The following is a 13,601-nucleotide window of genomic DNA, read 5'->3' as shown; positions in this document are numbered from 1 at the left end:
CCCGTCAGTTTTCCGGGCCCGTCAAGTGTCACATCCGCCGCACCCTCAGCGGGCGGCCGCCGCCGCGGCCGGGGCGGGCTGCCGGTCGGCCGCGGCCGGCGAGCGGTCGGCCGACGGGTAGTCGGGCAGCGGGACCGCGTTGGCGGCCTTCATCGCCATCCGGGAGAACACCGCCCCGAACAGCCGCGTGGTGAGCATCCGGTAGATCCGGTTGCGCCGGCGCAGCGCCTTCGCGGTCAGCGGGGCGAGGAACGGGCCGGCCCCCTTGGCCTGCTTCTGCGAGACCACGGCGCCCGGGCGCAGCAGCTCCTCGTAGGCGGCGAAGGCCGCGCGGTGGTCGCCGGGGTGCGCGGCCAGCTCGCCGGCCAGCACGTAGGCGCCGGCCAGCGCCAGGCCGGTGCCGCCGCCGCCCGGGCCGGCGCCCCAGGCCGCGTCGCCGAGCAGCACCACCCGGCCGCGGGAGTACTCGGACAGGGTGATCCGGCTGAGCGAGTCGAAGTACCAGTCGGGCGCGGAGTCCAACTGCGCCAGCAGCGCGGGGGTGTGCCAGCCGACCCCGGCGAAGGCCTCGGTGACCAGCCGCCGCTGGGCGGCGACGTCGTGGCGGTCGACGCCGGACCAGCCGTCGGGCAGGGCACTGGTGTGGAAGACCAGGCCGAGGCCGGCGGTGGCCGGGTCGCGGTGGCTCATCAGGATCACGCCGCGCCCGGGGGTGTTGTGGATCCGGCCCTCGTGGTCCAGGCCGAGCAGGTTCGCCACCGAGCAGCCCGCGGTGTAGAAGCCCGAGTCGGTGCGGAACCGCTCCTCCGGACCCCAGACCAGGTCGCGGACCTTGGAGTGCATCCCGTCGGCGCCGACCACCAGGTCGAAGGTCCGGGTCGCGCCGTGCCGGAAACCGACCCGGACGCCGCCGGGGAGCTCGGTCAGCTCGGTGATCGAGTCGCCGAAGACGTACTCGACGTGCTGCGCGGTGCGCTCGTGGAGGATCCGGGTCAGCTCGCCGCGCTCGATCTCCAGCTCGCCGCTGAAGATCAGCGAGGGCAGTTCGACCACCGGGCGGTCGGCCTCGTCGACGATCACCTCGGCGCCCATCGCGGTCTGCCGGGCCCGGACCTCCGCCAGGATCCCCATCCGCCGCAGCACCTCCAGCTGCGCGCCGCGGAAGTCCACGGCGCTGCCGCCGTCGCGCAGCGCGGGGGCGTTCTCCACGACCGTGACGGTGTGGCCGGCGAGGTGCAGCCAGTGGGCCAGCGCGGGGCCCGCGATGCCGGCGCCGGAGATCAGAACGGTGCTCATGACGTCCTCCTGGACTTGGTCGGTCCGTGTCGTGCTGACGGAACCACCGTAGGACGGGTTTATCCAAACGGTCAATCCATCTGGATAAATCGTTTGGATGAACCTCATGGATGAACCGCTTGGATGATGGCTGCGCTAGCCTGTGGCCATGGGAAACCGTGAGGATCTGTTGGCCGGAGCCACCCAGTGCCTGAAGGAGAAGGGCTGGGCGCGCACCACCGTGCGGGACATCGCCGCCGCGGCCGGGGTCAACCACGCCGCGATCGGCTACCACTTCGGCTCGCGCGACGCACTGCTCACCGCCGCCTTCGTGCAGGCCATGGACGAGTGGGGACGGGCCGTCGGCACCGCGCTCTCGGCCGTCGGCGACCCCTCGGGCGCCGGTCCGGAGCAGTACGCCGAGATGTGGCGCCGGATGCTGGACTCCTTCGCCGGTACCCGTCAGCTCTGGCTCGCCTCGGTGGAGGCGGCGGTGCAGGCCGAGCACAACCCGGCGCTGCGCGAACTGCTGCAGGCCGCCCAGCGCGAGGGCCGGCGGGGGCTGTCCGCCGGGATCCTCGGCGTCCCCGAGGAGGAGGTGGACGGCGCGACCGAACGCAGCGTCGGCGCGGTGCAGTCGGCGCTGCTCGGCGGGCTCTTCACGCAGTGGCTGCTGGACCCGGAGGGGGCGCCGAGCGCCGAGGAGGTGCTGGCCGGACTGCGGGCGCTGGGGCGGCTGGCCGGGGCCTGACGGACCGTCGGCTCCGGCCGGCCGGTGCTCAGCCCTCCAGTTCGCGGACCAGCACGGCCGCCTGGGCGCGGCTGCGCAGGTCGAGCTTGCCGAGCAGGCGGCTGACGTGGGTCTTCACCGTGGTCTCGGCCAGCCGCAGGCGGGCGGCGATCTCGGCGTTGGACAGGCCCTCGCCGAGGTATCCGAGCACCTCGCGCTCGCGCGGGGTGAGCGAGGCCAGGGCGGCCGCGTCGGCCAGCCGCTCGGCGCGGGCGGCGGGGCGGGCGGCCGCGAACTCGTTGATCAGCCGCCAGGCCACGTCCGGCGAGATCAGGCTGTCGCCGGCCGCCACCGTGCGGACCGCGGCCACCAGCCCGGCGGCGTCCACCGTCTTCAGCAGGAACCCGGCGGCGCCCGCCCGCAGCGCGCCGAAGACGTACTCGTCCAGGTCGAAGGTGGTCAGGACCAGCACCTGGGCGAGCCGTTCGGCGACCACCGCGCGGGTCGCCGCCACCCCGTCGAGCAGCGGCATCCGGACGTCCATCAGCACCAGGTCCGGGCGCAGCTCGCGGGCCAGCGCGACCGCGCGCTCGCCGTCGCCGGCCTCGCCGACCACCTCGACGCCGGGCGCGGCGCGCAGGATCAGCACCAGGCCGGCGCGGACCGCCGACTGGTCCTCGGCGACCAGCACGCGGATGGTCATCGCGGGTCCTCCAGCGGGGGTGCGGTGGTGAGCGGCAGCACGGCGCGGACCTCCCAGCAGCGCCCCTGCTCGACCGGTCCGGCCCGGAACTCGCCGTGCAGCAGGGCGGCGCGCTCGCGCATGCCGATCAGGCCGGCACCCGAACCGGGGGCCCGGGAGACCGGGTGACCGTCCGTCAGGCAGCTGGTCACCCGCACCGTCAGGGCGTCCGGGCGGTGGGTGAGGCGGACCTCGACCGGGCCGGGGGCGGCGTGCTTGAGCGCGTTGGTCAGGCACTCCTGGGCGATCCGGTACGCGGCGAGCTCGACCGGGGCGGGCACCGGCGGGCGGGCGTCGGCGGTGTCCGGGACGGTGCGCAGGGCCACCTCCAGGCCGTTCGCCCGGGCCTGGGCGACCAGCGCGGACAGGCCGTCCAGGGTGGGCACGGCGAGCGGTTCGCCGTCCTCCCGCTCGCGCAGCAGGCCGATCATCCCGCGCATCTCGGTCAGGCCCGCGACGCTGTTCTCCCGGATCACGCCGAGCGACTGCCGGGAACTGCCCGGGTCGTCCAACGAGAGCGCGGCGGTGGAGTGGATGGCGATCGCGGTCAGCCGGTTGGCCACCATGTCGTGCAGCTCGCGGGCCATCCGGGCGCGTTCGGCGGCCACCGCCTGGGCGCGGTCCAGCTCGGCCAGCCGGGCGCTCTGCTCGGCCAGCCGCAGGTGCTGGGCGGCCTCCCGGCGGGCGGTCCGGGCGGCCTCCCGGTGGTTGCGGACCAGCGCGCCGGTGGCGGCCGGACCGAACGTCAGCACGCCGATCGGCACCGCGATCATCAGTGCCTGGGCCTGGCGCAGCCAGGCCAGGAAGCCGAGGGCCACGACCAGCGTGAACAGGCCGGTGCCGAGCGGGATCCGCCGGGCGAGGGCCGGGCTGCCGTAGAGCACCGAGGCGTAGACCAGGTCCGTGTACATCACCAGGGTGGCCAGGCTGCCGGTGGTGCACTGGTCGGCGACCGCGAGCGCGGTGCCGAGCGCGAACACCAGCAGCGGGCGGTCGCGGCGGCACAGCTCCAAGGCCGCCACGACGGTCAGCGGCAGCAGCACCCAGGGACCGCGCAGCGGGGCGTCCGTCTGGGTGTGCAGACCGACCAGCCAGAGCAGCAGCCCGCCGAGCAGACCGGCCGCGGCGATCGACGCATCGAAGCGGTGCGGCCGACGGATTGACACTTCGCCATCCAACCACGGGCGTTCTCGAACGGCGTACATCGAAGGATGCAGGACGGGGTCGTCTCTTCCGCCGATGCCCGCGGTGCCGCGCGGCTGCCAGGCTGGAGCGGAGCGAGCGGAAGGGCGCGGAAGGAGGCTGCGATGGTCGTCGCCCTGGTCATCACGTGCGAGGTCGCGTTCTGGGTGCTGCTCTGCGCGGGGCTGGCCGTCCGGTACCTGCTGGGGTGGCGGCGCACCGGCCTGGCGCTGCTGCTGGGCGAACCCGTGCTGGAGCTGGTCCTGTTGGCCGCCACCGCGGTGGACCTGCACGGTGGTGCCCGGCCCAGCTGGGAGCACGGGCTGGCCGCCGTCTACCTCGGCTTCACCGTGGCCTACGGCCGAAGTACCGTGCGCTGGTTGGACGGGCACGCCGCCCACCGGCTGGCCGGCTCGCCCCGTCCGCCGAAGCCGCCGCGCCACGGCCGGGCCCGGGCCCGGTACGAGGGCTGGGTCTGGCTGCGCACCCTGCTGGCGAGCGCGGTCGCCTGCGCCCTGCTGCAGCTCGCCGCCTGGTACGTGGGCGGCGGCAGTACGGCGGCGGCCCCGCTGCGCAGTTGGCAGTGGGTCTGCCTGCGGGTGGCCGGGGTGCACGGGGTGATCGCGCTCAGCTACCTGCTCTGGCCGAAGAAGCCGCCGGCCGGCTCACCGGTCGGGCGGGAGCCGCGCTAGCCGGTGCCCGGACCTCCGCGGCGCGGCAGGTCCGCCGCGGCGCTCTCGAAGGTGGCACGCAAAAGCCCCCGAGCGCTGTGCGCTTCGGGGGCTTTCGTGCTTTCAGCACCGGTGGCCAGGGCCGGGGTCGAACCGGCGACCTTCCGCTTTTCAGGCGGACGCTCGTACCAACTGAGCTACCTGGCCGCGTCCCTCGCGGGACGAGCGATCCTGACGGGACTTGAACCCGCGACCTCCACCTTGACAGGGTGGCGAGCTAACCAACTGCTCCACAGGACCTCAACAGAGCTTTGCGGCTCTGACTTTACTACATTCACTGCCTTTTACTGCGTGCCCCCAACGGGATTCGAACCCGTGCTACCGCCTTGAAAGGGCAGCGTCCTGGGCCACTAGACGATGAGGGCTTTCGGCCCGCCAACTGTTCTCCAGCGGTCGGGGACGTTGAGAAGCATATGGGATTCCGGCGGGATCGCCAAAACGCATTCCGCGCGGGGTGTGCGGGGGCGCAGGTCAGGACCAGCCCAGCTCGTCCAGCTCGTCGTCGTCGAAGCCGAAGTGGTGGGCCACTTCGTGGATCACCGTGGTGCGGACCTCGGCGACCGCCTGCTCCCGGGTCCCGCACAGCCGCAGGGTCGGGCCGCGGTAGACGATGATCCGGTCCGGCAGCACGCCGGCGTACCACTCGCCGCGCTCGGTCAGCGGCGTGCCCTCGTAGAGGCCCAGCAGGTCGGGGGTGGCCGGGTCGGGTTCGTCCTCGACGAAGACCGCGACGTTGTCCATCATCGCCGCCAGCTGCGGCGGGATCTGGTCGAGGGCGTCGCTGACCAGGCCCTCGAAGTCTTCCCGGCTCATCTCCACCCGCCCATTGTCGAGGCCCGGCTGATGGTGTGCCAGATGACGGGCCGTTGTTCGGCCGTGTCCCTTGGGCCGTTCGGGCGTTGGGCATCCAAAGGGCCGCCGGTCGGGGCGGTCAGGGTGGGGCGGCCAGGAGAGGCGGCGGCGATGATTCCGACGAAGCGTGCGACCAGGAGCCCCGGTGCGGTGCCGGCCGGTGCGGCGGTGCGGCCGGCCGGGCGGCGGCCGGTGGCGGTGGCGGCGCTGGTGCGCCAGGCCCGGGCGGTGCGCGGCACCGGCCGGGTCACCCCGGCCGGGCCGGGCCGGGAGCGGGCCGCGGTGTTCCGCTCGATGGCGGTGCGCACCGCCGTGCTGGCGCTGGCCGGGCTGAGCGCTAGCGGCTGCATGGCGGTCGGCTCCGGCGCCGACCAGCAGCCGGTCGGCCACGCCTCCGGGCTGCCCAGCCCGAGCGGGCGGGCCTCCGGCAGCCCGGCGGCCGCCCACGCGGCGGGCCGCGGGGGCAAGGGCGGCGCGAGTCGCGGCGAGTCCGGCTCGCCCGCCGCCGTGGCCGGGCCGGCCGCGGCGGGCGGCGAGGTGGCCCAGGTCGGTGACCCGAACGCGGCGGTGAGCGGTCAGCCCGCCGTGCCGGGTGCCGTGGTCGCGATCCCTGAGCAGCCCGGTCAGCCCGGCCAGCCCGGCGGTGCGGTCAGCGGGTCGACCCCGGCCGGCCGCTCCGGCGGCGGCACGCCGGCCCCGGGGGGCGGCGCGAGCGGCGACCCGAGCCCGGCGCCCAGCGGTCCGGCCGGCGGCACCGGCGCGCCGACCCCCAGGCCCTCCGCCTCGGCCAGCCGCCCGGCCCCCTCGGCCACCCCGACGACCGGACCGGCCCCTTCGGCCAGCGGCTCCGGATCCGCGGCCGGCGGTACCGGTTCCGCCGCACATTAGGGAGCGGACCAGGGCATTTGCCTGCGTACCGATGGCTCCTCTATGGTGGTAGATCGTTCGTTTGATCCTCGGCGCCCTGTTCTCTCATCGGCGCCCTTGGCGCGTTCCGGCGATCCGTGGCTGACCGCATAGAGGCGGTTGTACTCAGAACCCCGGACTTTGGCGCGTGCCACTTCCGGAAGGTTTTCTATGTCTCTCGTTGACGACGCCCGCTTCGTCATGCCCGCTGACGCCCAGCCCACCGATGAGGCGACCGCCGCCGACACGGTCACCGACCTCGACACCGAGCTCGACCTCGACACCGTCGCCGAGCTCGACGCCGACACCGACACCGTCGAGCCCGAGGCCGTCGAGGCCGAGGCCGAGCCCACCATCACCTTCGGCGACCTGGGCCTGCACGACGACGTGGTCCGCGCCCTCGCCAAGCGTGGCGTGACCACCCCGTTCCCGATCCAGGCCGCCACCATCCCGGACGCGCTGGCCGGCAAGGACGTCCTCGGCCGCGGCCGCACCGGCTCCGGCAAGACGCTCAGCTTCGGCCTGCCGCTGCTGACCCGCCTCGCCGACGGCGAGCGCACCAAGCCCAAGCACCCGCGCGGCCTGATCCTGGTCCCGACCCGCGAGCTGGCCATGCAGGTGGCCGACGCGCTGGAGCCGTTCGGCTCGGTGCTCGGCCTGCGCCTCAAGGTGGTCTGCGGCGGCACCTCGATGTCCAACCAGATCTACGCGCTGGAGCGCGGCGTGGACGTGCTGGTGGCCACCCCCGGCCGCCTGCGCGACCTGATGAACCGCGGCAGCGCCAAGCTCGCCGACGTCCAGGTCGCCGTCCTCGACGAGGCCGACCAGATGGCCGACATGGGCTTCCTGCCCGAGGTCACCGAGATCCTCGACCAGGTGCCGGCCGGCGGCCAGCGACTGCTCTTCTCCGCCACCCTGGAGAACGAGATCGACAGCCTGGTCAAGCGCTACCTGAACAACCCGGTCACCCACGAGGTCGACCCGTCGGCCGGTGCGGTCACCACGATGACCCACCACATCCTCGTGGTGAAGCCCAAGGACAAGGCGCCGATCACCAACGCGATCGCCGCCCGCAAGGGCCGCACGATCATCTTCGTCCGCACCCAGATGGGCGCCGACCGGGTCGCCGAGCAGCTGATCGAGGCCGGCGTGAAGGCCGACGCGCTGCACGGCGGGATGACCCAGGGCGCCCGTACCCGGGTGCTCGGGGACTTCAAGGACGGCCTGGTCAACGTGGTCGTCGCGACCGACGTCGCGGCCCGCGGCATCCACGTGGACGGCATCGACCTGGTGCTCAACGTGGACCCGGCCGGTGACCACAAGGACTACCTGCACCGCTCCGGCCGCACCGCGCGGGCCGGCCGCTCCGGCACCGTCGTCACCCTGGTGCTGCCGCACCAGCGCCGCGGCGTCTTCCGCCTGATGGAGGACGCGGGCGTGGACGCCTCGCGCCACATCCTGGACCGCGCCTTCGACGCCGAGGTGGCCCGGATCACCGGTGCCCGCTCGCTGGTCGAGGTGCAGGCCGAGAGCGCCTCCGGCATCGCCGGTGCCGCCGAGCGCGAGGTCGCCGACCTGACCCGCCAGCTGGAGCGCGTCACCCGCCGGGCCGTCGAGCTGCGCGAGGAGGCCGACCGACTGGCCGCCCGGGCCACTCGTGAGCGTGCCGAGCTGGGCATCGAGGACGAGCCGACCGGGACCGAGGAGTCGGCCGAGCCGACCTCCGAGGCCGCGGCCGTGGCGGCCGAGCTGCCCGAGCAGCGCGAGGAGCGGATCCCCGCCTACCGCGAGGCGCGCTCGGAGCGTCCGTCGTTCCGTGACCGCGAGGACCGTGGCGAGCGCCGTTCGTTCGGCGACCGCGACAACCGCGGCGGTGGCTTCCGTGACCGCGACCGTGACCGTGACAACCGCGGCGGCGGCTTCCGTGACCGCGACGACCGCGGCGGCCGTTCGTTCGGTGACCGTGACAACCGTGGCGGTGGCTTCCGTGACCGCGACGACCGCGGCGGCCGTTCCTTCGGTGACCGTCCGGCGCGTTCGTTCGGTGACCGTGACAACCGCGGTGGTGGCTTCCGGGACCGTGACGACCGTGGTGGCCGTTCCTTCGGTGACCGTCCGGCGCGTTCGTTCGGTGACCGTGACAACCGCGGTGGTGGCTTCCGGGACCGTGACGACCGTGGTGGCCGTTCCTTCGGTGACCGTCCGGCCCGTCCGGCCTACGGCGACCGCGACAACCGTGGCACCGGCGGCGGCACCGGCAGCAGCAGCCGTCCGTTCGCCCGCCGCGACGACCACCGCTCCGGCGGCCGTCCGCAGGGCGGCTCGTACGGCGACCGTGGTGGCCGTTCCTTCGGCGGCGACCGCTTCGACCGTGACAACGGCGGCGACCGCAAGCCGCGTTGGAAGAACTGACGCACTGCCGGTCTGACAGACCGTCTTGACTGAGGGCCCGCTCCACTTCGGTGGGGCGGGCCCTTAATCGTTGGCGGGCCGGCGCGGGGCGCACGTAGCGTCGGCCGGGTGAGCAGACTGAGCGCGGTGGCGGACCGGAACGAGGAGATCGCCGGGCGCGGACACTACCTGGCGGCGGACGGCACCGGGGTGGAGATCGGCGAGTGGCTGGCGCAGGCCCAGCGCGGCACCGTCGGCTACGGACCGGACTGGAGCGACGGGACGCGGTACCAGGGCCCCGCGCCCCGGCTGGAGGTCACCGGCGAGGGCAGCCTGCAGGCCGCCGCCCGGTTGGTCGGGGAGGGCGGCGAACCGGTCGGGGTGCTCAACTTCGCCTCCGCGCGCAACCCGGGCGGCGGCTACCTGCGCGGCGCCCGGGCCCAGGAGGAGGACCTCTGCCGGGGCGCGCTGCTCTACAGCTGCCTGCTGCGGGTGCCCGAGCACTACGCCGCGCACCGGGCCTCCAGCGACCTGCGGTACAGCCACCGGGTGGTCTTCTCGCCCGGCGTGCCGGTGATCCGCGACGGGCGCGGCGAACTGCTCGCCGCCCCGCACCGGGTCTCCTTCGTCACCGCGCCGGCCCCCAATGCGGGCCAGCTGGCGCTGCGTTCGCAGGGCTCACCGGCGGAGCTGGCCGAGCTGTTGACCGAGCGGGCGCACCGGGTGCTGGCCGTCGCGGCTCGGCACGGGGTGCGCCGGCTGGTGCTCGGCGCCTGGGGCTGCGGGGTGTTCCGCAACGACCCGGCGCAGGTGGCGGACGCCTTCGGCAGCGCGCTGGAGCGGTACGGGCCGGCCTTCGAGCGGGTGGTCTTCGCGGTGCTGGACCGGGCCGGCGGGCCGAACCGCGCGGCCTTCGACGCACGCTTCCCCGTGGCGGGCTGACCCTGCGTCAGCGGTTCGGCAGGGTCTCCACCAGGGTGATCGCCACCCCGCAGCAGACCATCGCCGCGACCAGCCCGACCGCCGCCTCGGCGGGGCCGACCCGGACGCCCGACGGCGGCCGCGACAGGCTGTCCACCCGGAACACCGACGGGTCCTGCGGCAGGTGGCGGACCGCGACCCGCAGCCCGTCCACGGCCGGGTAGCCGTGCCGGTTGTGGGTGCCCAGGTCCACCCCGGTGACCCGGTCGCCGTGGGCCGAGGTGAAGGTGACGACCGGGTGGTAGCGGTGCGCGCCGTCCGCCCCGCCGTCCACCACGAAGGTGCCGACCAGCTCGCCCGGCACCACCACGCCCCGGTCCCGCAGGCGGGAGCGCCGCTCATGCCGGTCGGTCCGGTGGTTCAACGCCCCGGCGGTGCCGAGCGCCAGCCCGGAACAGGCCAGCACGATGCTGGTCGCGATCGCGTCCGGATCGGTCCACCTGGTCAGCACCAGCGCCACCGAGCCCAGGGTCATCACCAGCAGCGCCGTCAGCGCGGCGTCGCCCGGACCGGTCTGCGGCCCGATCTGGAACCGCTCGGGCGCACCCGGCAGGTAGCGCACCACGATCGACTGGCCCGGCCAGCCGACCAGCGGCACCCGCCCGCAGGCCGGGCCGCCGACCACCTCGCGCTCACTGGCCGGGTCGGTGAACCGGACCACCAGCGCGACCGCGTCCACCCCGCGCCGCCGGTCCACCCGGACCTCGGTGACGGTGCCGCGCACCTCGACCCCGAGCCGGGCGAACCTGGTCAGCCGCAGCGCCACCGCCGGCACTCCGAGCAGCAGCGTCGCCAGACCCGCCCACCAGATGAACAGCGGTACCCCAGCGCTTATTTGGCCCATCGTCGTCCCCCCGACTCCGTTGCCGCCTGGTATCCCTCTCAGTGACTCCCCGTCATCCGTGCGGCCACCTCGGTAGCCGTCTCAGATCCTGCCCCGTTCCAGGGCTCCTGTCACCCCGCGGCCTCGGCGGGTCAGCGCCCCAGCCGTCGCTCCGTCAGCACCGAGGCGGCAGCGACCACACCCGTCACGGCGAGCACCGACGGCCAGGCGCCGATCCGCTTGGCCAGCGGGTGCGAGCCGCCGAACGCCGTGAGGTACAGACCGGTGAGCGCGGCCGCCGCCCCGGTGCCGGCCGACCGCCGCCACTGGTAGGCCGCCCCGGCGCCGGCCACCGCCAGCACCGCCCCGCCGGCCGGCCGGCGACCGGTGAACCGGGCCACGCCGTAGCCGCCGATCAGTCCGGCGGCGGCGATCGCGGCCGTGGGTACCTTCGTCATGGTGCACTCCTTCGGGTTCGCGCTCGGAAGACTCGCTCCCGACCCTAACTCCGGCCTCCCGCCACTCCTCGGCCGGATCCGCTAACCATTCGCCAAGCCGTGCGGCCGACCCGGTAGGATCGACCCGGCCGACGCGTACCGTCACGGTGCCCGACCGGCCACGGGCCACTAGCTCAATCGGCAGAGCTGCGGACTTTTAATCCGTAGGTTCAGGGTTCGAGCCCCTGGTGGCCCACGTACGGCGAGGGGCTGCACCCCTCGCGACCCGCAGTGCGGCACCCCGGCTGGTTCGAACAGCCGGGGTGCTGTTGCATTTCGGGGCGTATCAGCTCCCCGGGTGGGTTGATTGGCCTAGTGTGAAAGGCAGTTGACCTAGGGGAGCGGAGTTTTTCCGATGTCGAAGCACCTCGCCCGCGCGATTCTGGAGCAGCTGCCGCCCGAATGGCTGGCGCCTGACGAGCTTGCCGAGTTCGACGAGAACGCGGCGACCTGGGGTGAGGAGGCGCCGAGCCGGGAGGGGGTCAACGGGTTCGGGTTCGACAGCGTCACCCCCGAAGCCACCGCGCTCGCCGGGATGTTGGCGCACGCGGTGGTGGACATCGTGATCGAGAGCGGGCTGAAGGCGTGGTGGAGGCAGTTGCGCAGGCACCCGGAGCGGCGGGCTCCGCTGACGCTGGGCCAGTTGCGCGAGCTTCGGGCCCGGATGATCGAGGCGATCGTTGAGATGGGCGCGGACGAGGAGAAGGCCGCGGTGTTCGCGGATGCGGCGCTGGCCGCGCTGCTGCGGGGCGGGGGAGACGAGGAAGCAGCCTGATGGGGCCGGTTCGGGCGCTGGCCGGCCTGATTCTGGTGGCCGGCTGGTACCTCACCACCGGTGTGCTCGCCACCGCACTGCTGTGGCTGGGCATCGTCTGCCTGGAGAACCTCGCAGCCGCCCTCGACCAGGGGCTGGCGGTGTTCAACCTGCTGTTCTGGGTCACGCCGGCCGCCCTGAGCATCGGGGTCCTGGTCCTGGGCGGCATGATCCGTTCCGCCCTGCCACTGGCGCCGGTGCGCGAGGGGTCGCTGCCGGTCGGTCGGGCGCAGGCACCGGCGTTGTGGCGGATGGTCGACGAGGCTGCCGAGCGGATGGACGCCAGGGCGCCCGCCCAGATCCGTCTGACCATGGAGGCGAACGCGGCTGCCGTCGAACGGACCGTCCTGATGGGACTGCTGGGCGGCAAGCGGATCCTGTACGTCGGCGCACCGCTGCTGATCGTGCTGGACACCGACGAGCTGCGGGCGGTGGTGGCGCACGAACTCGGACACGACGCGGCTCGGCACACCCGCTTCAGCGCCCTGACGATCCGGGTCACGCAGGCCCTGGACTCGACCGTGAAAGCGTTCGAGAGCGACCTGGCGACCAACCGGTTCCTGCGCACGTACCAGCGGCTCGCGTTCGCTCCGCTGCTCATCTTCGCCGCGGTCTACCGGAACATGGTGCTGCCGTCCCGCCGCGAACACGAGTTCGCGGCCGACCGGGCGGCGGTGGAACTGGTCGGCACCAAGGCGATGGTGCGGGCTCTGCACGCCTACCACGCCGCGAACCGCGCGTGGCACGACTTCACCGCGAAGATCCTGCGGACGAGTCTGGCCGTGGGAGTGGTTCCTGACGATCCGTTCGCGGCCTTCGCGGCCATCGTGGACCGGCCCCAGTACCGGAAGGGCCTGCTGGCCGTCAGGGAAGGCCCGCTGCCCATCGAGCGCAGGGACGGGCCGAACCCGCACCCGAGCCTCATCGAGCGGGCGGAGCGCCTGTGCGCCGGCCGGCCGACCGGCGCGCCGAAGGGTGTCGAACCCGCGCCCGAGCGGCTCGACGGCGCGCTGGAACTGGTCTCGCTGCTCGCCGGGACGCCGTGGGTCCGGCACGTGGACTTCCCCACCGTCGGCCACCGGCGGAGCGTGCCCTGGGCGCAGTGGCTGTCCTCGATCGGGGAGCAGGCCTCGGTCGGGCAGCTGGACCGGCTGCTGCGCGCGGTCGGCCGACTGGACCCGCACGGGCCGGTCCGCAGAGCCGTGCCGGCGGAGCTGGTGCTCCGGACGGTGGGGAGTCGCCGCCAGCAGCTGGTGCAGCACGAGGCGGCCGTGGGGCGCAGGTTGACCCCGCGGTCGGCCGAACGCTGGCTGACCGAGGGCACCACCGCGCTGGTGCAGCGGCTACTGGTGGCGGACGGCCTGGCGGCCTGGCGCGTCGACTGGGGGGCCGTGGTCGTGGCGGACTGCCCGGCGCTGGCGGAGGGGGAACTCGGCGCGCTGGTGAGTGGGGTGCTGCGCAGCAAGGAGGGGGAACCGAGGCTCCGCCGGCGCTTGGGGGAGTTGGGCCTGGACCTGGGGACGGTGGTGAAGCCGACCGGCTTCACCACCTCCGTTCAGCGTCGGCCGATCGAGCGGAAGGTGAAGGCGCCTTTGGAGGCCCGGGCCGCCAGCGCCGTGACGGTGCTCGCGTTCGGCTGCTCCGTCGTCACCTTGCTCATGCACTCGACGACCTGAC

At 74.0% G+C, this 13,601-nt stretch carries 13 protein-coding genes and 4 tRNA genes; 8 read left to right on the top strand and 9 right to left on the bottom strand.

What is annotated here, in order from left to right; translation table 11 throughout:
* Positions 1 to 45: 45 nt before the first annotated feature.
* Positions 46 to 1,296 (bottom strand): FAD-dependent monooxygenase, encoded by a 1,251-nt coding sequence (locus tag FHX73_RS11870; RefSeq protein WP_145904978.1) that lies wholly within the window; start codon positions 1,294 to 1,296, stop codon positions 46 to 48.
* Positions 1,297 to 1,444: 148 nt separating this feature from the next.
* Here FHX73_RS11870 and FHX73_RS11865 point away from each other — a divergent pair, with 148 nt between their 5' ends.
* Positions 1,445 to 2,026: a TetR/AcrR family transcriptional regulator gene (locus tag FHX73_RS11865; RefSeq protein ID WP_145904977.1), complete on the top strand. Its 582-nt coding sequence runs from the start codon at positions 1,445 to 1,447 to the stop codon at positions 2,024 to 2,026.
* Between the two features lie 28 nt (positions 2,027 to 2,054).
* Here FHX73_RS11865 and FHX73_RS11860 read toward each other — a convergent pair whose 3' ends face one another.
* The gene (locus tag FHX73_RS11860) at positions 2,055 to 2,708 is read right to left on the bottom strand and encodes a response regulator (RefSeq protein WP_145904976.1); all 654 of its coding nucleotides are present in this window, start codon (positions 2,706 to 2,708) and stop codon (positions 2,055 to 2,057) included.
* Positions 2,705 to 3,952 carry a sensor histidine kinase gene (locus FHX73_RS11855; RefSeq protein ID WP_145904975.1) on the bottom strand — a complete coding sequence of 416 codons (1,248 nt, stop codon included), beginning with the start codon at positions 3,950 to 3,952 and terminating at the stop codon, positions 2,705 to 2,707. The genes FHX73_RS11860 and FHX73_RS11855 overlap by 4 nt, the downstream gene beginning before the upstream one ends.
* A 102-nt stretch (positions 3,953 to 4,054) precedes the next feature.
* Here FHX73_RS11855 and FHX73_RS11850 point away from each other — a divergent pair, with 102 nt between their 5' ends.
* Positions 4,055 to 4,621: a hypothetical protein gene (locus tag FHX73_RS11850; RefSeq protein WP_145904974.1), complete on the top strand. Its 567-nt coding sequence runs from the start codon at positions 4,055 to 4,057 to the stop codon at positions 4,619 to 4,621.
* Between the two features lie 112 nt (positions 4,622 to 4,733).
* Here the strand turns inward: FHX73_RS11850 and FHX73_RS11845 are convergent.
* From FHX73_RS11845 to FHX73_RS11830, 4 genes are all read right to left on the bottom strand, one after another.
* Positions 4,734 to 4,807 (bottom strand) — tRNA-Phe (locus tag FHX73_RS11845).
* A 19-nt stretch (positions 4,808 to 4,826) separates the two neighbouring features.
* Positions 4,827 to 4,900: transfer RNA gene (locus FHX73_RS11840), tRNA-Asp, on the bottom strand.
* Between the two features lie 52 nt (positions 4,901 to 4,952).
* Positions 4,953 to 5,025, bottom strand: a tRNA-Glu gene (locus tag FHX73_RS11835).
* 106 nt (positions 5,026 to 5,131) lie between these two features.
* The gene (locus FHX73_RS11830; protein WP_211786175.1) at positions 5,132 to 5,473 is read right to left on the bottom strand and encodes a metallopeptidase family protein; all 342 of its coding nucleotides are present in this window, start codon (positions 5,471 to 5,473) and stop codon (positions 5,132 to 5,134) included.
* 150 nt (positions 5,474 to 5,623) lie between these two features.
* On the opposite strand from FHX73_RS11830, the gene FHX73_RS11825 reads away from it, so the two are divergent.
* From FHX73_RS11825 to FHX73_RS11815, 3 genes are all read left to right on the top strand, one after another.
* Entirely contained in the window at positions 5,624 to 6,400 is a 777-nt protein-coding gene (locus FHX73_RS11825; protein WP_145904972.1) for a hypothetical protein, read from the top strand.
* Positions 6,401 to 6,589: 189 nt separating this feature from the next.
* Complete coding sequence (locus FHX73_RS11820; protein WP_145904971.1) at positions 6,590 to 8,830, top strand: DEAD/DEAH box helicase; 2,241 nt, start codon at positions 6,590 to 6,592, stop codon at positions 8,828 to 8,830.
* A gap of 108 nt (positions 8,831 to 8,938) precedes the next feature.
* On the top strand, positions 8,939 to 9,751 hold the full coding sequence (locus FHX73_RS11815) for a TIGR02452 family protein (RefSeq protein WP_246213473.1): 813 nt from the start codon (positions 8,939 to 8,941) through the stop codon (positions 9,749 to 9,751).
* 7 nt (positions 9,752 to 9,758) lie between these two features.
* On the opposite strand, the gene FHX73_RS11810 is transcribed toward FHX73_RS11815, so the two are convergent.
* Both FHX73_RS11810 and FHX73_RS11805 read right to left on the bottom strand, forming a co-directional pair.
* A complete protein-coding gene (locus FHX73_RS11810) occupies positions 9,759 to 10,634 on the bottom strand; it encodes a DUF3592 domain-containing protein (protein WP_145904970.1) in 876 nt (291 codons plus the stop codon).
* Between the two features lie 131 nt (positions 10,635 to 10,765).
* Complete coding sequence (locus tag FHX73_RS11805) at positions 10,766 to 11,071, bottom strand: hypothetical protein (protein ID WP_145904969.1); 306 nt, start codon at positions 11,069 to 11,071, stop codon at positions 10,766 to 10,768.
* A gap of 162 nt (positions 11,072 to 11,233) precedes the next feature.
* Here FHX73_RS11805 and FHX73_RS11800 point away from each other — a divergent pair.
* From FHX73_RS11800 to FHX73_RS11790, 3 genes are all read left to right on the top strand, one after another.
* Positions 11,234 to 11,306: transfer RNA gene (locus FHX73_RS11800), tRNA-Lys, on the top strand.
* A gap of 159 nt (positions 11,307 to 11,465) precedes the next feature.
* Positions 11,466 to 11,885, top strand: a complete 420-nt coding sequence (locus tag FHX73_RS11795) for a hypothetical protein (protein WP_145904968.1) — start codon at positions 11,466 to 11,468, stop codon at positions 11,883 to 11,885.
* The gene (locus tag FHX73_RS11790) at positions 11,885 to 13,600 is read left to right on the top strand and encodes a M48 family metallopeptidase (protein WP_145904967.1); all 1,716 of its coding nucleotides are present in this window, start codon (positions 11,885 to 11,887) and stop codon (positions 13,598 to 13,600) included. The genes FHX73_RS11795 and FHX73_RS11790 overlap by 1 nt, the downstream gene beginning before the upstream one ends.
* The last annotated feature ends 1 nt before the right edge of the window (position 13,601 follow it).

The sequence above is a fragment of the Kitasatospora viridis genome (genome assembly GCF_007829815.1).
Classification (GTDB): domain Bacteria; phylum Actinomycetota; class Actinomycetes; order Streptomycetales; family Streptomycetaceae; genus Kitasatospora; species Kitasatospora viridis.
The sequence above is the reverse complement of the archived record's forward strand: the minus strand, read 5'-3'. Positions and strand labels throughout refer to the sequence as shown.

Excerpts from the sequence above, each read along its gene's own strand:
- FHX73_RS11870 (WP_145904978.1), bottom strand. The coding sequence starts at position 1,296 with ATGAGCACCGTTCTGATCTCCGGCGCCGGCATCGCGGGCCCCGCGCTG.
- FHX73_RS11865 (WP_145904977.1), top strand. The coding sequence starts at position 1,445 with ATGGGAAACCGTGAGGATCTGTTGGCCGGAGCCACCCAGTGCCTGAAG.
- FHX73_RS11860 (WP_145904976.1), bottom strand. The coding sequence starts at position 2,708 with ATGACCATCCGCGTGCTGGTCGCCGAGGACCAGTCGGCGGTCCGCGCC.
- FHX73_RS11855 (WP_145904975.1), bottom strand. The coding sequence starts at position 3,952 with ATGTACGCCGTTCGAGAACGCCCGTGGTTGGATGGCGAAGTGTCAATC.
- FHX73_RS11850 (WP_145904974.1), top strand. The coding sequence starts at position 4,055 with ATGGTCGTCGCCCTGGTCATCACGTGCGAGGTCGCGTTCTGGGTGCTG.
- FHX73_RS11830 (WP_211786175.1), bottom strand. The coding sequence starts at position 5,473 with ATGAGCCGGGAAGACTTCGAGGGCCTGGTCAGCGACGCCCTCGACCAG.
- FHX73_RS11825 (WP_145904972.1), top strand. The coding sequence starts at position 5,624 with ATGATTCCGACGAAGCGTGCGACCAGGAGCCCCGGTGCGGTGCCGGCC.
- FHX73_RS11820 (WP_145904971.1), top strand. The coding sequence starts at position 6,590 with ATGTCTCTCGTTGACGACGCCCGCTTCGTCATGCCCGCTGACGCCCAG.
- FHX73_RS11810 (WP_145904970.1), bottom strand. The coding sequence starts at position 10,634 with ATGGGCCAAATAAGCGCTGGGGTACCGCTGTTCATCTGGTGGGCGGGT.
- FHX73_RS11805 (WP_145904969.1), bottom strand. The coding sequence starts at position 11,071 with ATGACGAAGGTACCCACGGCCGCGATCGCCGCCGCCGGACTGATCGGC.
- FHX73_RS11795 (WP_145904968.1), top strand. The coding sequence starts at position 11,466 with ATGTCGAAGCACCTCGCCCGCGCGATTCTGGAGCAGCTGCCGCCCGAA.
- FHX73_RS11790 (WP_145904967.1), top strand. The coding sequence starts at position 11,885 with ATGGGGCCGGTTCGGGCGCTGGCCGGCCTGATTCTGGTGGCCGGCTGG.